Origin of the sequence: Paenibacillus sp. FSL M7-0420 (genome assembly GCF_038002345.1) — a bacterium.
Lineage (GTDB): Bacteria > Bacillota > Bacilli > Paenibacillales > Paenibacillaceae > Paenibacillus_AQ.
The window spans coordinates 1,720,306-1,741,590 of sequence record NZ_JBBOCJ010000001.1; the positions used below are offsets into that span (position 1 = coordinate 1,720,306).

At 56.5% G+C, this 21,285-nt stretch carries 14 protein-coding genes and 1 other annotated feature; of the genes, 12 read left to right on the plus strand and 2 right to left on the minus strand.

The features are described from left to right. Nucleotides 1-35: 35 nt before the first annotated feature. Nucleotides 36-312 (plus strand) — a binding site (T-box leader). 59 nt (nucleotides 313-371) lie between these two features. The 9 genes from pheS (at nucleotide 372) to MKX51_RS07350 (ending at nucleotide 15,270) form a co-directional block, all read left to right on the plus strand. Beyond that, nucleotides 372-1,406: a phenylalanine--tRNA ligase subunit alpha gene (gene pheS, locus MKX51_RS07310; protein WP_340991839.1), complete on the plus strand. Its 1,035-nt coding sequence runs from the start codon at nucleotides 372-374 to the stop codon at nucleotides 1,404-1,406. Nucleotides 1,407-1,747: 341 nt separating this feature from the next. Beyond that, the gene (gene pheT / locus MKX51_RS07315) at nucleotides 1,748-4,192 is read left to right on the plus strand and encodes a phenylalanine--tRNA ligase subunit beta (RefSeq protein ID WP_340991841.1); all 2,445 of its coding nucleotides are present in this window, start codon (nucleotides 1,748-1,750) and stop codon (nucleotides 4,190-4,192) included. 204 nt (nucleotides 4,193-4,396) lie between these two features. Then, nucleotides 4,397-6,715, plus strand: coding sequence for a hypothetical protein (locus MKX51_RS07320; RefSeq protein WP_340991843.1), 2,319 nt, complete (start codon nucleotides 4,397-4,399; stop codon nucleotides 6,713-6,715). 428 nt (nucleotides 6,716-7,143) lie between these two features. Beyond that, entirely contained in the window at nucleotides 7,144-8,133 is a 990-nt protein-coding gene (locus MKX51_RS07325) for a sugar-binding protein (protein ID WP_340991845.1), read from the plus strand. Beyond that, nucleotides 8,130-9,563 (plus strand): sensor histidine kinase, encoded by a 1,434-nt coding sequence (locus MKX51_RS07330; RefSeq protein WP_340991847.1) that lies wholly within the window; start codon nucleotides 8,130-8,132, stop codon nucleotides 9,561-9,563. Before MKX51_RS07325 ends, MKX51_RS07330 begins: the two co-directional genes overlap by 4 nt. A gap of 36 nt (nucleotides 9,564-9,599) precedes the next feature. Beyond that, on the plus strand, nucleotides 9,600-11,180 hold the full coding sequence (locus MKX51_RS07335) for a helix-turn-helix domain-containing protein (protein ID WP_340991850.1): 1,581 nt from the start codon (nucleotides 9,600-9,602) through the stop codon (nucleotides 11,178-11,180). 248 nt (nucleotides 11,181-11,428) lie between these two features. Then, nucleotides 11,429-12,475 (plus strand): D-xylose ABC transporter substrate-binding protein, encoded by a 1,047-nt coding sequence (xylF, locus tag MKX51_RS07340; RefSeq protein ID WP_340995550.1) that lies wholly within the window; start codon nucleotides 11,429-11,431, stop codon nucleotides 12,473-12,475. An 87-nt stretch (nucleotides 12,476-12,562) separates the two neighbouring features. After that, complete coding sequence (locus MKX51_RS07345) at nucleotides 12,563-14,074, plus strand: xylose ABC transporter ATP-binding protein (RefSeq protein ID WP_340991851.1); 1,512 nt, start codon at nucleotides 12,563-12,565, stop codon at nucleotides 14,072-14,074. Between the two features lie 2 nt (nucleotides 14,075-14,076). After that, nucleotides 14,077-15,270 (plus strand): sugar ABC transporter permease, encoded by a 1,194-nt coding sequence (locus MKX51_RS07350; RefSeq protein ID WP_340942657.1) that lies wholly within the window; start codon nucleotides 14,077-14,079, stop codon nucleotides 15,268-15,270. An 847-nt stretch (nucleotides 15,271-16,117) separates the two neighbouring features. Here MKX51_RS07350 and MKX51_RS07355 read toward each other — a convergent pair. After that, complete coding sequence (locus MKX51_RS07355; protein WP_340991853.1) at nucleotides 16,118-16,504, minus strand: cytochrome C oxidase subunit II; 387 nt, start codon at nucleotides 16,502-16,504, stop codon at nucleotides 16,118-16,120. A gap of 274 nt (nucleotides 16,505-16,778) precedes the next feature. Between MKX51_RS07355 and MKX51_RS07360 the strand changes: the two genes are divergently transcribed. Beyond that, on the plus strand, nucleotides 16,779-17,879 hold the full coding sequence (locus MKX51_RS07360) for a GGDEF domain-containing protein (protein WP_340991855.1): 1,101 nt from the start codon (nucleotides 16,779-16,781) through the stop codon (nucleotides 17,877-17,879). 44 nt (nucleotides 17,880-17,923) lie between these two features. On the opposite strand, the gene MKX51_RS07365 is transcribed toward MKX51_RS07360, so the two are convergent. Further along, complete coding sequence (locus MKX51_RS07365; RefSeq protein ID WP_076083650.1) at nucleotides 17,924-18,271, minus strand: phage holin family protein; 348 nt, start codon at nucleotides 18,269-18,271, stop codon at nucleotides 17,924-17,926. Nucleotides 18,272-18,423: 152 nt separating this feature from the next. On the opposite strand from MKX51_RS07365, the gene MKX51_RS07370 reads away from it, so the two are divergent. Together MKX51_RS07370 and MKX51_RS07375 are read left to right on the plus strand one after the other, a co-directional pair. Further along, a complete protein-coding gene (locus MKX51_RS07370; RefSeq protein ID WP_340991857.1) occupies nucleotides 18,424-20,790 on the plus strand; it encodes an endonuclease MutS2 in 2,367 nt (788 codons plus the stop codon). 32 nt (nucleotides 20,791-20,822) lie between these two features. Continuing rightward, a complete protein-coding gene (locus MKX51_RS07375) occupies nucleotides 20,823-21,242 on the plus strand; it encodes a DUF350 domain-containing protein (RefSeq protein WP_036696710.1) in 420 nt (139 codons plus the stop codon). Nucleotides 21,243-21,285 lie beyond the last annotated feature (43 nt).

Consider the following 21,285-nt stretch of genomic DNA (forward strand, 5'->3'; position numbering starts at 1 on the left):
AAGTGGAGGATCGAAGTGCAGAGGTTATAATCCGCATACATGCAATGATGGAGAAGAGTACGCAGTGCCTGGCTTACAGGGAGGAAGCGCCGTAGATTGAGAGCGTTTCTAAGAGAGCAGAGCTGCCGAAGTTCACTCCGGAGCAGTTCCCTGAATGTGCTTGAAGAGCGCTAGTAGGGGGGACCGGCCGCAGACCGTTATTTCTGTATAAAGTGAGACAGGTCTTTGCCGCACCGAAAGAGGGAATATTGCTCTTAAGGGAAGCGTACGGCCGTCTAACAAGGGTGGTACCACGGTCTTTTCGTCCCTTTACCGGGAGGAAAGGCCTTTTTTTGTTGAACAATATGAGATTTGAGGGGGCAGTACAAGCCATGAAAGACAAATTGGAAGCACTGAAGGCTGAGGCGCTGACGAAGCTGCAGGCGGTAAACGATCCGCAGATTCTGAATGACCTTCGTGTCAAATACCTTGGCAAAAAAGGCGAGCTGACAGAGGTTCTGCGCGGTATGGGCGGACTAAGCGCGGAGGAGCGTCCGGTGATCGGCCAGGTGGCCAATCTGGTGCGCAGCGCCATTGAAGAGGTGATCGGCGCCAAGCAGGAGCTGTTCCAGCAGCAGGAGACAGAGAGCCGTCTGAATGCGGAGAAGGTCGATGTAACCCTGCCGGGCCGCGGCCTGCCGCAGGGCGGCATTCATCCGCTGAGCCGGGTGATCCAGGAGATCGAGGATATTTTCATCGGCATGGGCTTCCAGGTTGCAGAAGGACCAGAAGTGGAGACGGATTATTATAACTTCGAGGCGCTGAACCTTCCGAAGAACCATCCGGCCCGCGACATGCAGGATTCCTTCTATATCACGGAAGATATTCTGATGCGTACCCAGACCTCGCCGGTACAGGTGCGTACCATGCAGGCCATGAACGGGGAGACTCCGGTCAAGGTCATCTGTCCGGGCAAGGTGTTCCGCCGTGACGACGACGATGCGACCCACTCCTTCCAGTTCCATCAGATTGAAGGCCTGGTGATCGGCCGCAATATCCGCATGAGTGACCTCAAGGGTACCCTGCAGCAGTTCACCAAGGAGATGTTCGGGCCTGCGGCGGGCATCCGCCTGCGCCCAAGCTTCTTCCCGTTCACCGAGCCTAGCGTTGAGGTGGATGTAAGCTGCTTCAAATGCGGCGGCGAAGGCTGCCGTCTCTGCAAGCAGAGCGGCTGGCTGGAGATTCTCGGTGCCGGTATGGTGCACCCGAATGTGCTGCGGATGGGCGGATATGATCCGGAAGAATACAGCGGCTTCGCGTTCGGCATGGGCGCTGAGCGGATCGCGATGCTGAAATATGGTATTGATGACATCCGTTATTTCTACACGAATGATATGGGCTTTGTGAAGCAATTCAAGGGTATTTAGGGATTTGGCGGGTGTGTGCGGGGGCGGGACGGATATTGTTAAGCCGGAGGGATGACGGCAGTGCTAATTAAATGACTGCGATTGAAGGACCGGAGGGGAATTTTGGAACTGTAGGAGCGGTAGCGTCCGCCTTTAGGATTGGATTTCTACTGCGGCCGGCAGTGTAATCAGGAAATTCAATCCTAACAGCGGCCGGAAGTCCAAAACTTCTCTGTAGGAACACTGCAATGCAGAATTTTGTTGCGCGAAGTTGACGTGGGCTTGTTTATATCCGCTTCCGCGCCCCGGCGCAGGCCGGCATGGAGATCAATACATCTGAAACAAAAAGGAAGTGTGCGATTATGAAAGTATCAACCGCCTGGCTGGCCGATTATATATCGCTGGAAGGGGTGACCGCAGATGAGTTGGCGGATAAAATCACCACCGCCGGCATTGAGATTGACGGAGTAGAACGCCGCAACAAAGGGATTTCCGGGATTGTGACCGGCTACGTGAAATCCAAGGAGAAGCACCCGGACGCCGATAAGCTGAACATCTGTATCGTCGATGCAGGGCAGGGTGAGGATCTGCAGATTGTCTGCGGAGCTAAGAATGTCGCAGCGGGCCAGAAGGTTCCGGTCGCGCTGGTAGGCGCCAAGCTGCCGGGCCTGGAGATCAAAAAAGCCAAGCTGCGCGGCGTGCTGTCGCAGGGGATGATCTGCTCGGCCAAGGAGCTGGGCCTGAACGACAAGCTGCTGCCCAAAGAGCTGCAGGAGGGCATTCTCGTGCTGCCGGAGCAGACCGAGGTGGGCCAGGATATTCTCAAGCTGCTGGGTCTGAATGACGAAATCCTTGATTTCGACCTGACGCCGAACCGTTCCGACTGCCTGAGCATGATCGGTGCCGCTTATGAAGTAAGCGCAGTGCTGGGCCGTGAGCTGAAGCTGGCTGATCCGGCGGCAGAGCTCGTGGAAACGGGCGGGAAGGCTGCGGACTCCATCACGGTTACCATTGAGGACGAGGCATTCTGCAGCCATTACGCCGTGCGTTATATTGCCGGAGTGAAGACCGCGCCGTCCCCGCTGTGGATTCAGAACCGCCTGATGGCGGCCGGGGTACGTCCGATTAACAATATCGTAGACATCACCAACTATGTGATGCTGGAATACGGACAGCCGCTGCATGCATTTGACGGCGGGCAGGTCCAGGGCGGAACCATCGGTGTACGGTTTGCCCATGAAGGGGAAGGACTGGTTACCCTTGACGGACAAGAGCGCAAGCTGGAGCCGCAGATGCTGGTGATTGCAGATGGCTCAGGTGCCATTGGCCTGGCCGGAGTGATGGGCGGACTGTCTACAGAGGTTACCGCAGACACCGTTAATATCGTACTGGAATCAGCCAGATTCGATGGCGGAACAGTACGCAAGACCTCGCGTCAGCTGGGTCTGCGCTCGGAAGCATCCCAGCGGTTCGAGAAGGAAGTCGACCCGAATGCAGTCATCCCTGCACTTAACCGTGCGGCTGCCCTGATTGCCCGGTATGCCGGAGGAATGGTGCATGAAGGAATTGTTCAGGCCGGCAGTATCGCTGGTCAGGAGAAGGTGCTGCACTTATCGCTGGAGAAGCTGAACCGCTATCTTGGCACGGAGCTGTCGCTGCTGGAAGTGAAAACCCTGTTCGGACGTCTGCACTTCAAGTGTGGTGATGCGGCCCAGGGAATCGTCGAGGTCGAGGTTCCGACACGGCGCGGAGACATTACCCAGGATGTGGATCTGATAGAAGAGATCGCCCGCTTGTACGGCTACGACAACATTCCGACCACCCTGATCGAAGGCACTACGACGCCGGGCGCGCTTACCAGACAGCAGTCTCTGCGCCGCGAGCTGCGACGCCTGCTCTCGCTCGGCGGGTATCAGGAGGTTATGGGCTATTCCTTCATCCAGCCGGAGCAGAGCAAGCTCTTCCCGATCCTGGCGGAAGGCAGGCAGTCTGTGAAGCTGGCGATGCCGATGAGCGAGGAGCGCAGCGTGCTGCGTACCAGCCTGCTGCCGCAGCTGCTGGAGATTGCCCTCTACAATACGAACCGCCGCCAAGGCGATCTGGCGTTATTCGAAATCGGCAACGTCTTCTTCACGGAGGAAGAAGTCCTTACCCGCCAGCCGAGTGAGCTGCCGGTACTGGGGCTGCTGCTGAGCGGAACACGTGCACCCAAGCAGTGGAACGTGACTGCTGAGCCGGTGGATTTCTTCGACCTTAAGGGTGCGCTGGAGACTGTATTTGCGCATCTGGGCCTTACAGATCGCGTAGTCTATGAAGGGGATGCGCCTGAAGGCTATCATCCGGGACGCTCCGCTTCCATCTATCTGCTTCAGGCAGAAGGCCGTGTGAAGATCGGTTCGATGGGGCAGCTTCATCCTGAGCTGCAGCGCCGGATGGATCTGGAGGATACGTACGTATCTGAAGTTCTGCTGCAGCCTCTCTATGATGCGGCACGCGCCCAGCTGCAGTACAGCGAGCTTCACCGCTTCCCGGGCATGGAGCGGGACATTGCGGTGGTAGTGGATGACGCGGTTCCGGCAGGCGACCTGATCGCGGCGATCCGTGAGCATGGCGGCACATTGCTGCAGAATGTGCAGGTATTCGATATCTACACAGGAGGCAAGATGGAGGCGGGCAAGAAGAGTGTTGCCCTGTCGCTCGTGTACCGTCATACCGAGCATACGCTGACAGACGAAGAGGTTGTGGAAGTGCATGACAAAGTGGTCTCTGCGCTTGAACAAACTTTTGGTGCAGAATTAAGAAAATAGCAGGAATTGTGCAAAGCCGCAGCGAATCCATTTAGAAACAGAGATTCGCTGCGGCTTTTCTGTACCCTTGTGAAGTGCGGAGGAACATGCAAATAAATGCAGTAGACGCGTGCTTTTGCCAAAGGTCAGGAAATCACGCTACAATAGGAGTAAGAGCAAAGAAACCAACTTAGAATCCGCACACATACAAAGGAGGGCACAACTGTGGCTATGGACCGGACCCGTGTCGCCGTGGAGATATACGGAACTTCCTACAAGCTTGTCGGAAGCAGCACAGAATATATGAAGCAGGTCGCCCGTCATGTCGATGAGCATATGCGTGCAATATCGAAATCACATTCCAGACTGGATACGCCGCGGATTGCGGTGCTTACAGCTGTACATATGGCAGAGCAGGCAATCCAGGTTCAGGATTTCAAGAATGAGCTGAATATGCTGACCGGTGAACGTACCGAGCTGCGAGTAGAGGTGTCACGCCTTCAGGAAGCGCAGCGTGAACAGCAGGAAGAATATGAGAAGCTGGAAGCGGCAGCGAAGGAAGAGGCGGCGCGGTTGATTGCCGCTGCCGAAGAAGAACGCTCAAGGCATCTGGAGCAGCAGGAGCAGGAGCGGCAGCTGCAAGCCCAGCTGCTGGAGGAAGAGAAGCAGGCTGCGGCCGCCGCCCGCGAGCAGCTGGTGCAGGAGCTGAAGACACGCGAGGAGGAGCTTAAGGCGCTGCGCCAAGGTCATGCAGCAGAGCAGGCTGCAAGCCGTGAGACGGCGCGGCAGGAGCTGGAAGCCGCAGAAGCCATGCGGCTACAGCAGCTGGAAGAGTTGAAGTCTGCCCATCAGCAGGAACTGGAGCAGCTGCGCGAGACGCTGATCCGCGAGAAGACAGAGACGTTGTCTGCCCTGGAGCAGGAGCTGCATGAGACGCGGGAGTCGATGGGCAGCGAGATCGTGGAGATCCGCTCCACGCTCAGCAAGGAGCTGGCTGATACCAAGGCCGCGCTCACGAGTGAGCTTACCGGGGAACGGGAAGCGCTTGAGAAGGAGCAGGCCAAGAACAAGGAGCTGCGGCAGTCCCAGGGGACGCAGGAGCACCGGCACAAGCAGCAGCTTCAGGAGCTGGAGAAGCAGCTTGGGGAGCTGCGCGGCGGAACCGGGCAGCTCCAGTCCCGGCTGCGGGCGGCGGAAGCCGGGCTGAAGGGCGAACGCGATGCGCGGCTGACGCTGCTGGCGCAGTACGAAGCTGTGCTGAAGCGGGAGGAGCAGCTCGGGGAGGAGCTGCGGCTCGCGGCAGAGGGGGCGGAGCAGCATAGCGCCGAGCTGGAGGAAGCTCGCCGGCGCTATGGGGCTGTAGAGAGCGAAGCGGCAGAGCTGCGCGGCGCGCTGCAGGAGAAGGCGGACAAGCTGAGCACGGCGCTTGAGGAGCTGCACACTGCTACGGAGCTTGGCAATCTGCTGAACGATGAACTGGAAGGGCTCCGCCAGCGTTATGAGCTGACGCAGGAAGAGGCGGCAGCTCTACGCACATCGCTGCGTGAGACCGCAGACAAGCTGAGCACGGCGCTTGAGGAGCTGCACACCGCTACGGAGCTTGGCAATCAGCTGAACGATGAGCTGGAAGGGCTCCGCCAGCGTTATGAGCTGACGCAGGAAGAAGCGGCAGCACTGCGCACATCTCTGCGGGAGACCGGGGACAAGCTGAGCCGGACGCAGGTCGAATTCGACCGCACGGCCGAGGAGGCTGCTTCCTGGCAGGAGCGCGCCAATAAGCATATGGAGGATATCGGCGAGCTGGAGATGAAGCTTCTGGAAGAAGGGGAGAAGTCGGCAGCACTGCAGCGTGAAGTGGAGACCCTGCGCGGACAGGCAGACGGCATGGTTCAGCAGCTTGATCAGGAAGCGCGGCTTCGTGCCGAAGCGGAGCAGGAGCTTACCGTTCAGCAGGAGGCGGCAGAGACAGCCCGCAAGGAACTGGCAGCGCTGCGCGGCCGTTACGAGGAGCTGATCGCCCAGTACGACGAGATTCTGCAGGACGGGGAGCAGCTGAAGGAACGCTGCGAGCTGCTGGAAGCTGAAGGCGAGGAAGCTGCGCGGCGAATGGAAGAGCTGTATGAGGCAGGCCGTGAAGCTGCCGCTGCGTCGGCGGAGCAGCAGGAAGCACTCCGCGAGACCCGGGAGTACGAAGCTACCTGGAAGCAGAAAGCTGAGGAGCTTCAGCAGCGCGAGCAGCAGTGGAACGAGCAGGAGGCACAGCTGCGCGAGGAGATAGAGATCTGGCAGCAGGAGGCCCGGGAAGCCGAGGCCCAGGCGGAAGCAGTCAGCCGCTCGCGCACTGAGGCAGCGCAGCAGCTGGATGAAATCGGCGAGAGCTATGAGATGGTCCAAGGCCAGCTGCGGCTGGTTCAGGCCCAGTTCGAGCTGCAGCAAGGGGAGCTGGAGAAGCTGTCCCAGGAGCATCGCAGCCTGCAGGCGGAATATGCCAAGCTGCAGAGTGAATATAATGAATGGATTCAACTGATCGAACAGGACAGTTGAATGGCGGATGCATCACAGGAAGAGCTGTTGTAAGCAGGAATGCTTAGAACGGCTTTTTCTGCTGTGCAGGGACGGGGGACGGATTCCTCCTTAGGGGGACTGCAAGGGAGGGTTGCTGCTCTAAAGTTGGCTGGAGTGATTTAGTGGACAAATCCTGCACTAAATACAACATTCGTACCTCTGAAGCAGCAAATTGCGGGAAATCCTGCCCAGAATGCAATATATCTCAGCCAATGCCCCGCTACACCGGTAACATTCCTGCAAAATATGCAACATTAGGCGTTCTCAAGCTGCAATCCGTTAGAAATCCTGCAAAATGTGCAACATTCAGCGAGCCCAGGCTGCTTTGAGGAGCACAGGTGCCCTCAACACAATAACTGTTGCAACCGGTTACAACCCGGGGTAGGATGTTGGTTGAGGTGAACGGGATGGATAAGAAATGGGTAAGCGGCGTTGGGGTTATTGTGCTTTTTATACTGTTGTCCTATTTGTTTATAGGCTTCGCGCGCCATTCTGCCCGGATGGGCAATATTGTCAAGGAATTAAGCGGCAAGCCCAGTCAGGAGAAGCCCGGATATCATATTGTGCTGATCGAGCAGGAGCGGTACCACCCGTACTGGGAAATGGTCGAGAAGGGGGCCGCAGAGGCCGCAGCGAAATACGGGATAGAGATCGAATTCACGGGACCGGTGCGCAATAACATGGAGGAGCAGATCAGCCTGCTGGAAAAAGCGATTGCCGCCCAGGTGGATGCCATCATCGTGCAGGGGCTCAACGACGAGAAGTTCACGCCGGTGATTGATAAGGCCGTGAACCGGGGGATTCCGGTGATCACGATTGACACGGATGCTCCGGCCAGCCGGAGACTGGCCTATGTGGGCACTGACAATGTAGCTGCCGGTGAGGCGCTGGGGCGCATGGTAGTGAAGACGACTGGCGGAAAAGGCAAAATAGGCGTAATCATCGGCAGCGAGCTGGCCAAGAACCAGCTTCAGCGTCTGGACGGGCTGAAGAACATCGTGAAGGACTACGGCGGCATGGAGATTGTCGATGTCCGCAGTTCCAACATCTCGCATATGGAGGCGATCCAGCAGGCGGCAGATATGCTGCGGTATCATCCGGAGATCGATGTCATGGTCGGGACCAGTTCAACGGACGCGCTGGGGGTCTTGCAGGCATCGAGAAGCCTGAAGCACGGGCCGCTGACCATTATCGGCTTCGATAATCAGGCGGAGACGCTGGATGCCATCAGCCGGGGAGCGATCACAGCGACTGTTGCGCAGCAGCCCTACCTGATGGGGAATATGGCGGTCCGGCTCCTCCATGAGCATTTTAATGGTGCCCAGTTACAGCCCAGGTACTATACCGGTGTGAAGGTGCTGGATAAGACCAATGTGCAGGAGGGAGAGAGCCTATGAGTATCCGCCTGAAGCTGCTGATCTGCATTCCGCTGCTGGTGCTGCTGATGAGCTCGGTCTCCTTCGTACTGTTCCAGAGCGGGAAGAATGTGCAGGAGAGCTACCACCTGATGATGAACCGGATCATGCTGTATAAGGAGGTATCCTATGAGGTCGGCGAGAATATGCGCTCCTTGAACCGCTTCATTATGCAGGTGGATACAGACAGCTTCCCGGAGGTGGAGAAGCATCTGGGCGCGGTACTCGAGCTGCGCAGCAGGCTGGACGGGATGAATACCATCGGGGGCAGCGGCCTTCCGCTGATGAACTACAGCCACCTTATTGATACTTTTGTCGAGCAGGCGGGCCAGATGATCACGGAGATTGACGGACAGGATGCGAATTCGCTGGCAGGGGCCTATATCGAGGCAGAGCAGACGCAGCGGTTCATCCGTGAGGAGGCCCAGGAGCTGGTCGATCTGGAGCTGGACCAATATAAGCCGATCTACGCTGAGATTATGTCCACGACAGCGAAGCTGAACCGGATGGGCAGTCTGCTGGTGATTACCGCGGCGCTGCTTAGCATCTGTATGGCAGTCTGGCTGTCCAGCAGCATTACCGGACCGATCCGCCGCCTGGTGGCAACGGCCAAGCAAATCTCGAAGGGACGGATGGATACCAAGGCGCCGGAGAGCGCGGGGAACGATGAGATCAGCATACTGTGCCGCGCTTTTAACGGGATGATCGATAATATCCAGGAGCTGATGAAGGAGAATATCAAGAGTGCGGAGAAGGACCGGCTGGTCAAGGAGCTGGAGCTGAAAATGCTGCAGAGCCAGATCAATCCGCATTTCCTGTTCAACACACTGAATTCCATCGCCAAGCTTGCGTACCTTGAAGGGGCGGCGAGAACCAGCGATCTGACCGTGTCCGTCTCGCGTCTGCTCCGCTATAATCTGCAAAAGCTGGACCAGGCCGTTCCGCTGCGCGAGGAGGTCGAGCATGTGAACGAGTATATCAACATCCAGCGGGCCCGCTTCCGGGACCGGATTGCTTTTGAGATGGAGATTGATGAGGAGGCGATGGACGGGATGGTGCCGTGTCTGACGCTGCAGCCGATCTTCGAGAATGCCTTCGTTCACGGTCTGGAGCAAATGGAGGAGGGGGCTAAGCTAACGCTGTCCATCCGTTACCGCAGCGGGCAGGTGGAGATTGTAATTAGCGATAACGGAGCGGGCATGAACCGCGAGACGGTAGCCCGTCTAATGGGCTCGATTCAGCAGGAGGCGCCGCATTCCAGCGGCAAGGGCCAGTCTACCGGACTTGGGACACATAATGTTTTTAAAAGACTGCATTTATTCTTCGACGGCCAGCAGCTCATCGAGATCAACAGCAGTGAAGGGCAGGGGACGGCGGTGCTGTTCCGGCTACCCTTCCAGACCTCGGCCTAGAGGCACTCATCCGAAGTGAAGGGGGAAACGATAACGATGTACAAGCTGCTGATCGCAGATGATGAAGCACTGGAGCGGGAGGGGCTGGAGCTGATGATCCGGCATCTGATCCCGGACAAATTCGAATTCCTGCATGCGGGGAACGGGCGGAAGGCGATTCAGCTGGCGGAGGAGCACCGGCCGGATATGATTTTCATGGATATTAAGATGCCCGGGATTCAGGGACTGGAGGCGGTGCGGCAGATCCGGGAGAAGCTTCCGGCGGCGCAGATTGTGATGATTACGGCCCATGACTACTTCGCGTATGCCAAGGAAGGGCTGCTGCTGGGTGTGCGCGACTATCTGCTGAAGCCGGCCCGGCGGGAAGAGGTTGCGGAGGTGCTGAGGAAGCTGATGGCGGTCATAGAGGAGGCGCGGGCGCGCAGGAATGAGCAGCTGGAGCTGCAGGAAAAGCTGGCCCATCTGCTGCCGCTGGCCGAGAATGAGCTGACCCTGATGCTGATGCTGGAGCATGTGCAGGATCTGGAGCCGGAGCAGCTGGCCGGGCTGCTGGAGCTGCACTTCAGCAAGGGCTACGCGATGGTCCTGTCATTCCCCCGGCATGGGGAGACGGGCTGGGAGACATTCCGGCAGTCCAAGCGGGAGATCTATGAGGCGGTCAAGCAGTTTGCCAAAACAGGACTGGGCTGCCTCGCCGGACCGCTGATCGGGCATCAGCTGGCGCTGTTCATTCCCTTGCCGCCGGGGAGGACCGGATATTCCCAGCGTGTCAGCTCGCTGGACTGGGGAGAGCGGCTCCGCACCTATGCCCGGGAACGCTTCGGCCTGCCCCTCGGCATCGGGATCGGCTCGATCCGTGAAGGCTGGGACGGGCTTAGCCGTTCCTACCGCGAAGCCGTCCGGGTATGTGCGGACCACCAGCATTCATTGGGTGTGCACCATTACGATGATATGATCCAGAGCTCGGGGCAGACGGCGGTCTCGCTGGATGAAGAGAAGAAGCTGCTTACCGCCCTGCTCCAGCGCAGCAAGCAGGAGGCCGCCCAGCGCTTCAGCCTGCTGTATGACTCCTTCGAGCAGGGAGGGGAGCAGCCGCTGTCCGCCGTGCGCGGGGAGGTAACCGGCCTGCTGCTGTTCCTGGCCAGAGGCGTTCACTCCACGGCCGGTGCGGAGCTGCTGGCTTCGCTGAATGCAGCGGAAGATCCGCATGCTCTGCGGTTAAGCGCGGAGGCCTGGCTGGAGCGGCTGATCGATGGCCTGGAGGAGGAGCAGGAGCATCACCGGTCCCATGTGCATCAGCGGGCGCTGCTCTATATCAGCCAGAAGTACAAAGAGGATATCTCGATGGAGCAGACGGCTGAATACGTGAACCTGAGCCCGCACTATTTCAGCAAATTATTCCGGCAGCATGAAGGAGAGACCTTCATCGACTATGTCACACGGCTGCGGATGAATGAAGCGAAACGCCTGATCTCTGAGGATCAGCTGAACCTGAAGGAAATCTGCTATGAAGTAGGCTATAAGGACCCGAATTATTTCAGCCGGGTCTTCAAGAAGGCTGCGGGGATGACGCCAAGCGAATTCCGCCAGCAGCAGGAGAAGCCGGGTCCTTGCTGAGCGCAGCAAGGACTTTTTTGTGCTGTTGCCCCGGTTTATCCTATGAAAGCCGGGGCGGAGAATTACATTACAGCAGGCAAGACCAAGAATGCGGGTGGAGGGCAAATAAGTGCAGGGAATCGCTGCTCCCGGGGCGGTTTTTCCATGCTACACTTTTTTTGTAAGCGCAATCAAATATAGGGCTGACGAAAAGGGGCGTAGCAATCGTGAGAAAATACGGAAGAATAGTTTCCCTCGGGCTGGCGGCGATGGTGCTGGCGGCATCGGTGGCGGGCTGCGGTGTGGTCTCAAACGGTGACAACGAGAAGAAGGAGTCTGCGGGAGCGGCCAAGGACGGGGACAAAATTGTCATCGGCATGTCCATGGATACCTTGAAGGAGGAGCGCTGGCAGAAGGACCGGGATATTTTCACAGCAAAAGTACAGGAGCTTGGCGGTGAAGTGAAGGTGCTGGCGGCGAATGGAGATGATGCAACCCAGCTAAGCCAGGCGGAGCAACTGATCTCCCAGGGTGTGGATGTGCTCGTGGTCATTGCCCATAATGCGGAGGCTACGGCTCCCATCGTGGATAAGGCGCATAAGGAAGGCATCAAGGTCATTGCCTATGACCGGCTGATTAACAATTCTGAGGTGGATTATTACATCTCCTTCGATAATGTGCGTGTTGGTGAATTCCAGGCTCAGGCGGTCATCGACAAGGCTCCGAAGGGCAATATCGTTTACATCGGCGGCGCGGATACCGACAACAACGCCCACATGTTCAAGGAAGGTGCGATGAATATTCTGAAGCCGCTGGAAGAGAAGGGCGATATCAAAATCGTCTACGACCAGTTCTCCAAGGACTGGAAGCCCGAAGAAGCGCTGAAGAATATGGAGAATGCGCTGACCGCGAACAATAATGATGTACAGGGCGTGGTGGCTGCGAATGACGGGACAGCAGGCGGCTCCATCCAGGCATTGACGGCACAGGGCATGGCGGGCAAAATTCCGGTATCCGGCCAGGATGCTGACCTTGCCGCTGTACAGCGCATCGCCGAAGGCACACAGCTGATGACGGTCTACAAGCCGATCAACGCAATCGCCACCAAGGCGGCGGAAATGGCGGTGGCGGCTGCCAAGGGCGAGAGCATTTCGACAGATAAGACCGTTAACAACGGTAAAATTGATGTTCCATCCGTGCTGCTTGATCCGCTTGCCGTCAACAAGGATAACCTGGATGTGCTGATCAAGGACGGCTTCCACAAGCTGGAGGATGTGTACAAGAACGTTCCGAAGGACCAGTGGCCGAAACAATAAGGGCAGCCTGTACGGCAAGCAGATGCGGCGCCAGTGGCGAACCCGCATCTGCTTGCTGCTTGAGGGCAGGAAGGAGGAACGGCAGGCATGGATGTACTTGAAATGGTAGAGATCAGCAAGAGCTTCCCCGGTGTGAAGGCGCTGGACCATGTGAACTTCAAGGTGAAGCAAGGAGAGATTCACGCCTTGTGCGGAGAGAACGGCGCAGGCAAATCCACGCTGATGAAGGTGCTGAGCGGGCTGTACCCTGCGGGGACCTATGAAGGCGAAATCCGCATCGGCGGGGAGAAGAAGGCATTCCACCAAATTACCGATGCCGAGCAGGCCGGTATTGCGATTATCCATCAGGAGCTGGCGCTCGTGAAGGAGATGACCGTCGGCGAGAATATTTTCCTGGGGGCAGAGCCGGTGAAGCGCGGGGCCATCCAGTGGAATGAGCTGTACCATCAGGCTTCGCTGTGGCTGAAGAAGGTGGGGCTGAACCTGTCGCCGGATACGAAGATCGGCAATCTGGGCATCGGCCAGCAGCAGCTCGTAGAGATCGCCAAGGCGCTCTCCAAGCATACCCGGATTCTCATTCTGGATGAACCGACAGCGGCGCTGACCGAGAGCGAGGTGTCCATCCTGATGGGCATCCTGAACCAGCTGCGGCGCGAAGGGGTTACCTGTGTCTATATCTCCCACAAAATGCCCGAGGTGTTCGCGCTGGCCGATTCCATCACCGTGCTGCGGGACGGGAAGACAGTGGCGACGCTGGACCGCCAGGCGACGAACGACGACCAGGTGGTATCGCTGATGGTCGGCCGTGAGCTGACCGAGCGCTATCCGCGCGTCCCGCATTCCCCCGGGGACAAGGTGCTTGAAGTCGCAGACTATAATGTCTGGCACCCGGAGAAGCGTCAGCAGAAGGTGCTTAGAGATATTGGATTTACGCTCCGCCAGGGCGAAATTCTGGGTATTGCCGGGCTGATGGGGGCCGGACGGACAGAGCTGGTCAGCAGCCTGTTCGGCGCATATGGCGGAAGAAGCGAAGGCACGGTGCTGATCGAAGGCAAGGCCGTTAAGATCCGTTCCATTGCCGAAGCGATCAAGGCCGGGATTGCCCTGGTCACGGAAGACCGCAAGCGCCAGGGGCTGGTTATGGGAATGGATGTCAAGCGCAATACGACGCTGGCCACACTCGGCAAGGTCTCAAGGCTCGGAGTGATCAATGAGAATGAGGAGATCAAGTGGTCTGAGCAGTACGTAAAGGATCTGAAGACGAAGACAGCTTCGCTGGAGACGCTGGTAGGCACACTCTCCGGGGGGAACCAGCAGAAGGTGGTTATCGGCAAATGGCTGATGAGTGACCCCAAGATTCTGATTATGGACGAACCCACCCGGGGCATCGATGTCGGGGCAAAGTACGAAATCTATAATCTGATGAACAAGCTGGTAGAGCAGGGAGTAGCTATTATAATGATCTCCTCGGAGCTTCCGGAGGTGCTCGGGATGAGCGACCGGATTCTGGTGATGTGCGAAGGACAACTGGTACGGGAATATGACTGGCGCGAGGCAACGCAGGAGAATATTATGCTGGCCGCCACAGGAGGCAGATAGAGATGCAGCTGCAAAAAGAGCTTAAGGAACCTGAAACGGTTCCGGCCGCCGGAGGATCGCGCTTGCGTACCCTGTTCGGCAAAATGGATATGCGTGCTTATACGATGATTGGCGCATTAATTCTGATCTGGGTCCTGTTCGGCGCGTTGAATCCAACCTTCCTGACCTCGCGGAACCTGTCCAATCTGTTCACGCAGATGTCGGTGACCTCTATACTCGCCATTGGCATGGTGCTGGTTATCGTAGCGGGCCATATCGATCTGTCCGTCGGCTCCATCGTCGGCTTGACCGGCGGGATGGCGGCGATTCTCAGCAACTGGCTGGAGCTGCCCGCTATCGTGGTCATTCTTGGTACCGTGGCCGCAGGTGCGGTGTTGGGTCTGGTGCAGGGCTGGCTGGTCGCCTATAAAATGATTCCCGCCTTCATCGTCACCCTCGGCGGGATGATGGTGTTCCGCGGGGTGCTGATGGGCGTGACTGAATCAATGACCATTCCGGTATCTGATCCGGTGCTGGCGCTGCTCGGCAATGCCTATTTTGCCTCAGGCTTCGGAATCATTCTGGGCGTACTCGCAGTGGCTCTGCTGCTGTATAGCGCGTTCACGAAGCGGCGCTCCCGCAAGAAATACGGGTTCACTGTCGCCCCGCTCGGCATGGATATCGCGAGGGTAACAGGACTGTCCCTGCTCGTGGTAGTCTTCGTGGCCTTGATGAACAACTACAAAGGGATTCCGTTCCCGATCATCTTCGTCATTGTGCTGGCGGCCATCTTCTACTTCCTGTCCACCAAGACGACCTTCGGCCGCCATATCTATGCCATAGGCGGTAATATTGAGGCAGCGCGGCTCTCCGGGATCAACATCAAGCGCAAGACGATGATGGTCTTCATCCTCAGCGGCCTGCTCGGCTCCATCGCCGCCATCGTGCTGACCTCCCGCCTGGCCTCGGCGACCATTACCGCAGGCAATATGGCCGAGATGGACGCCATTGCCGCCTGTGTCATCGGCGGCACCTCCCTGATGGGCGGAGCCGGAACGGTCATCGGCGCTCTGATCGGAGCGCTGGTCATGACCTCGCTCGATAACGGCATGTCGCTGATGGGACTGGAGTCGTTCTGGCAGTATGTGGTCAAGGGCTCGATCCTGGTCATCGCCGTCTGGCTGGACATTTCAGGCCGCAGCAAGGGTGTGAAGTAAGAGCAATTAACATGAATAAGCCGGCCGGGACGATGTCCCTGCCGGTTTATTTGTTGTAGTAGAAAACTATAGTATGTGACGGACGGAAAACCGAACACAATGTACACGTGCTAGGTGAGTGAGCCGGATGTATGCGGAAAACCGAATATAATGTGCACGTGCGAGGGTGAGTGGGCCGGATGTATGCAAAAAAACTAATATAATATGCCAGTGCGTAGGTGAAAGAGCCACGTGCAGGCCAAGCGAACCCAATGAGACGCATTAGTACACCTGAATTCCTCAGATGAGGGCCGAATGAGCCCAATGAGGCGCACTAGTGCACCTGAATTCCTCGGATGAGGGCAGAACGAGCCAATGAGGTGCACTAGTACACCTGAATTCCTCAGATGAGGGCCGAACGAGCCAATGAGGTGCACTAGTACACCTGAATTCCTCAGATGAGGGCAGAACGAGCCAATGAGGTGCACTAGTGCACCTGAATTGCTCAGATGAGGGCCAGACGAGCCAATGAGGTGCACTAGTGCTGCACAATTGCCCATGAGGCCCTGGAAAGTTGGCTAAACGAGCGAATGAAGGAAATGAAAGGGATAAATCCCTCTGAATCCGCCGAAAGTGGGCGGACGGAGTAAATGAAAGGGATAAATCCCTCTGAATCCGCCGAAAGTGGGCGGACGGATCAAATAAAAGGGATAAATCCCTCTGAATCCGCCGAAAGTGGGCGGACGGATCAAACGAAAGGGATAAATCCCTCTGAATCCGCCGAATGCGGGTGGACGGATCAAATGAAAGGGATAAATCCTTCAGAGCCCGCCGGAAGCTGGGTTATTCCACTCTGTTAATCCCCCCTTTATTCCACAATAATCTTGGCGGTCATTGCGCTGTGGCCGGAGCCGCACATGATGGCACAGGTCATCTCGAAGGTTCCGGCTTCCTCGGGCAGCACCACCTGCGAGGAATTCTTGGCATCCAGCCGCAGCTTCATCTCCGGGATCAGAATGCCGTGATTGCCGCTCTCATTTTCAAAGATGATTTTGACAGGGACGCCCTTCTTCAAATGGTACTCCGGCTGGTCAAAGCTATAATTGCTGGCCGTAATGACGAGTTCTTCCTCCGCCGTCAGATTGCTCCCGGCAGCTGCGTTGTTTGCGCTATCAGAATTGCTGCTGTTCCCTCCGCAGGCCGTTAGCAGAAGCACAAAAAGAATAGAACAAAGAATAGCCGACTTCCTGATCATATGCATCCTCCTCATCTACTTGGACAGTTGACCTTAGCATAGCCTAAATCGGTCAAGTTGTCTTGATCAATCTATGAAAAATACTCTATCCACCGTTATTCAACGTATCTGCAAACTTTGTCGAAATTTGCAAAAATATGATGCAAAATAGTTTAAAATTAATTATAATTAAGCCTAATATAATTAAAGCTTCATATTATTCCACTAGAAGCAGGGGAGTCATATCATTATAGATTACGCGTTGCAAAGTGCAGAGAGATGGCACCGGAGAATATTGTATGGCTACTGGATCATCGTACTCTGTCTGCTGCTCGCCCAGTTCCTGTATATGCTGTACTCCCGTTCTGCCCAGATGCAGACGATTTTTAGTCCCGGCAAAGGCCATGTGTTCATAGTCTGCAACCTGATGATTGTCCTGACAATGGCTTCTGCCGAGGTCTGGCTGCGGCGCTCGTTCCGTTATCATAAGCAGGCGGTTGTAGTCTGCAGCTTTATGGTTTCCTATCTGATGTATTTTGTGCTTGAGCCTTATGTAGACGGTGCCCAGATGACGCTGATGATGCCGATTATGCTGGCCCTCATCTATTTCGACCAGCGGTTGCTGTATTCGCTTGGAGCGTTTAGCATTGTATTCTACGGGGGGATCTATTTCGGGCTTGAACGGCCGCTGCTTGGTAAGCCGCTGCTGGAGTTTGTGCTGGTGGAGTGTGTGTATGTTGTTTTTGCCCTGATGGCGCAGGCGGTGATCCTCCGTGGCCGCGAGACGCGCGAATATCTGGAGCAGCTCACCAAGTCGGAGCAGGAGCTGATGGTAGAGCGGGCGATTTCGGACAAGCTGCTGAAGATGGATGCGTTAACCGGCCTATATAATCACAAGACGTTCCATGAGTATCTGGATTCGCTGCTGGAGCAGTGTGAGAGCAACGGACTGAGGCTGCAGCTTGCGCTGCTGGACATCGATAATTTCAAGCAGGTCAATGACAGATACGGACACTGGGTGGGCGATCTTGTGCTGAAAGAGGTGGCGGCCAAGATGGGCAGCCTGATCGGGTTGAATGACTTCGCGGCAAGGTATGGCGGGGAAGAATTCGCAGTGATTTTTACGGATAAAAGCTTCCAGGAAGCCTACGCTGCTGTCGAACAAATGCGTATCAGCATTGCCGCCATGTGCCATCCGTATGCCGGGAACAAGCCCATTACTGTCAGTATCGGACTATGTCACTACCAGCTTGGAGACGGCAAGGAGCTGTTGTTCCGCAAGACGGACGATTCGCTCTATACAGCCAAGCGCAGCGGGAAAAATGCTGTGGTGACCTCTGCGGTTACTTCCGGTGAAGAACATAAATTTACAGAAAACCCCCAAGTTCCGATATAAACCGGGAGCTGGGGGTTTCATTGTCTGCACGGGCCTGGCGTAAGTTATTTGCCTGCTTCGAACGGAGTGGATACCGGCAGAAAGAGGTCGATGATCCCGATGACCAGTGCGGCAAGTAAGGCACCAAGCACCGAGACACTGACTCCGCTGACGACAAACTGGGCAATCCAGATAACCAGAGCGCTGACCAGGAAGCCGACGATACCGCGGCCGAAGGGCGTTGTTTTTTTGCCGAAAATGCCTTCAACGACCCAGCCGAGCAGCGCGATCACCAGAGCAAGCATGAATGCGCTCCAGAATCCCCCGACCGTGAACTGCGGAACAATCCAGCCGACCACCATCAGCACGATTGCAGCGACTATGAACCGTACTACATGAGCTAAGAATCTCAATGAACTAACCTCCTTTGGCGTTCGCTTAAGGATATGTGCGTTGTTATTGTGGCCCGAAGCCGGTTTTCTATGCCCAGAAATCATACCCAAATAGCGAAAATGGGCTAAATTAGGTATAATGGTTCCATCTATGAAGGGAGCTGTGACAGTAATTGGACGACAAAATTTTGCATACGCTTGAATATCGCAAGATTTTAAATAAATTGATGCAGTATACGCAGACGCCGATGGGACGGCTGACCGCCGAGCTCCTGAAGCCTTCCGGTGATTTCGAAGGGGTGAAGAAGCTCCTGCAGGCTACGGATGAGGCGGTAAATGTTGACCGGTTGAAGGGAATTCCCTCCTTCGGCGGCGTGACCGATATCCGTCCTGCGCTGAAGCGTGCATCAATTGGCGGGATGCTCGGCACAGCAGAGCTGCTTGCGGTAGGCAACACGATTGGCGGGGCCCGCCGGGTCAAGCGGTTCCTGAATGCCATGCATGACGATGAGAGCATTCCTGCCCTCTTCGCACAGAGTGATCTGCTGTCGGAGCAGAAGCCTGTTGAGGATGCTATCCGCATGTGTATTGACGAGAATGCCGATGTAATGGATTCGGCGAGCCCGGAGCTTGCCTCCCTCCGCCGCGAGCTGCGCGGGGGAGAGACACGCATCCGTGAGAAGCTGGATTCGATGATCCGCTCGTCTTCGGTCTCGAAGATGCTGCAGGATCAGCTCGTGACGATCCGTGGTGACCGGTTCGTCATTCCGGTCAAGGCAGAGTACCGCGCGCACTTCGGCGGAATTGTGCATGACCAGTCGGGCTCAGGAGCCACGCTGTTCATCGAGCCGGAATCCATTGTAGCGATGAACAACAAGCTGCGGGAGACGCGGCTGCGCGAAGAACGCGAGATTGAGATCATCCTGCACCGGCTGACTGCGCTGGTTGGTGATATTGCCGAGGAGATGGCGTATGATATCGACATTCTCGGCGAGCTGGACTTCATCTTCGCCAAGGCGCGGCTTGCACGCGACCTGAAGGCTACCCAGCCGCGGATGAATGACCGCGGATACCTGCGCCTGCGCAAGGGCCGCCATCCGCTAATTCCGGCGGAGCAGGTTGTGCCTCTGGATGTGGAACTGGGCAATGATTACCGCTCCATCATCGTGACTGGACCGAATACGGGCGGAAAGACGGTGACCCTGAAGACGATCGGCCTGCTCAGCCTGATGGCCATGTCCGGTCTATTCATTCCGGCCGAGGAAGGCAGCCAGCTGTGTGTCTTCGATGCGATCTACGCTGACATCGGCGATGAGCAGAGCATAGAGCAGAGCCTCAGTACCTTCTCCAGCCATATGACGAATATTATATCCATTCTGAAGCGGATGACACCGAAGAGTCTGATTCTGCTCGATGAGGTCGGGGCAGGAACAGATCCGGCTGAAGGCTCTGCGCTCGCGATAGCGATTCTGGAGAATATTCACCGGACGGAATCCCGGATGGTTGCTACTACACATTACAGTGAATTGAAGGCATATGCTTATGAACGGGCAGGGGTTATTAACGCCAGTATGGAATTCGATGTGCAGAGCCTGAGTCCTACTTACCGGCTGCTGGTTGGGGTTCCGGGACGAAGCAATGCGTTCGCCATCGCTGAACGCCTCGGGATGCCGGGTGCGATCCTTGAGCATGCGCGCGGTGAAGTGAAGGAAGAAGATATGCGCGTTGAGCATATGATTGCGTCCCTTGAGGAGAACCGCCTCACCGCAGAGAACGAACGCATACGGGCGGAAGAGATTCGCCGCGAAGCGGAGGAATTCCGCAAGCGGCAGCAGCAGGAGCTGGAGAAGCTGGAAGGCTCACGCGACAAACGCCTCGAGAAGGCAGAGAAGGATGCCAGCGATCTTCTGGCCAAGGCGCGCAAGGAAGCTGAGGAGATTATCAGTGACCTCCGCCGCCTGGCGCTGGAGGAAGGCGCGTCCGTCAAGGAGCATAAGCTGATCGAAGCGCGCCGCCGGCTGGATGAAGCAGAGCCTGCCCCGCGTAAGAAGGCTGTGCCGCGCAGCACGGTCAAGGCGCCGCGCAAGATTCAGCCAGGGGATGAAGTTAAGGTAGCGAATGTGAATCAGAAGGGCCTTGTGGTTGAGCTGAGCGGCACCAAAGAAGCTGTTGTACAATTCGGCATCATGAAGATGAAGGTCAATCTGAGTGATCTGGAGTTCCTGGCTTCCGCACCGGATGCTCCTCCGCCGGCTCTGCGCAGGGCGACAACGGTCAAGCGTACACGCGATGAGAATATCCGTAATGAGCTTGATTTGCGCGGAGCGAACCTGGAGGAGGCGATAATGGAGACCGACCGCTTCATCGACGAAGCTTTTCTCGGCAATTTGGGGCAGATCTCCATTATCCACGGCAAGGGGACGGGAGTCCTGCGGACAGGAATACAGGAATACCTCCGCAAGCACAAGCATGTCAAAAGCTATCGGCTCGGGAACTACAATGAAGGCGGCGCGGGTGTGACGGTAGCTGAACTGGAGTAGCGCCCATAGTCCGGCAGGGAAGAGGGAAAAGTGTGCAGGATAATATTGATCTTTTGCTGGAACATCCGCTGGGGGCGCTGCTAGGCTACTTCACTGTCGCCATATTGGGGCTGGTCGTATTCCTGTCCTTCTTCGAAATGGTGACGAAATACAACTGCTGGGAAGAGATCCGCAAGGGGAATGTGGCCGTAGCCATGGCAACCGGAGGCAAAATCTTCGGAATCTGCAATATCTTACGCTTCAGCATTGAAGCGGGGGCATCAATCTATGAGACGATGAAATGGTCGGTTGTAGGCTTTTTGCTGCTGCTGCTGGCTTACTTCCTGTTCGAGTTTTTTACTCCGGTCTTTTCAATTGATGAAGAGATTGCTGCGGATAACCGGGCCGTAGGACTGACAGCTATGCTGCTCTCCATATCCTTGTCCTATGTTATCGGCGCGGCCATATTCTGAATAGGGGGCAGGAATGATGAAGATTCTGGTTCGGATTTTGTTT

What these genes read in the sequence shown, in the direction of transcription:
- pheS (WP_340991839.1), top strand. Translation starts at nt 372, where the DNA reads ATGAAAGACAAATTGGAAGCACTGAAGGCTGAGGCGCTGACGAAGCTG.
- pheT (WP_340991841.1), top strand. Translation starts at nt 1,748, where the DNA reads ATGAAAGTATCAACCGCCTGGCTGGCCGATTATATATCGCTGGAAGGG.
- MKX51_RS07325 (WP_340991845.1), top strand. Translation starts at nt 7,144, where the DNA reads ATGGATAAGAAATGGGTAAGCGGCGTTGGGGTTATTGTGCTTTTTATA.
- MKX51_RS07330 (WP_340991847.1), top strand. Translation starts at nt 8,130, where the DNA reads ATGAGTATCCGCCTGAAGCTGCTGATCTGCATTCCGCTGCTGGTGCTG.
- MKX51_RS07335 (WP_340991850.1), top strand. Translation starts at nt 9,600, where the DNA reads ATGTACAAGCTGCTGATCGCAGATGATGAAGCACTGGAGCGGGAGGGG.
- xylF (WP_340995550.1), top strand. Translation starts at nt 11,429, where the DNA reads ATGGTGCTGGCGGCATCGGTGGCGGGCTGCGGTGTGGTCTCAAACGGT.
- MKX51_RS07345 (WP_340991851.1), top strand. Translation starts at nt 12,563, where the DNA reads ATGGATGTACTTGAAATGGTAGAGATCAGCAAGAGCTTCCCCGGTGTG.
- MKX51_RS07350 (WP_340942657.1), top strand. Translation starts at nt 14,077, where the DNA reads ATGCAGCTGCAAAAAGAGCTTAAGGAACCTGAAACGGTTCCGGCCGCC.
- MKX51_RS07355 (WP_340991853.1), bottom strand. Translation starts at nt 16,504, where the DNA reads ATGATCAGGAAGTCGGCTATTCTTTGTTCTATTCTTTTTGTGCTTCTG.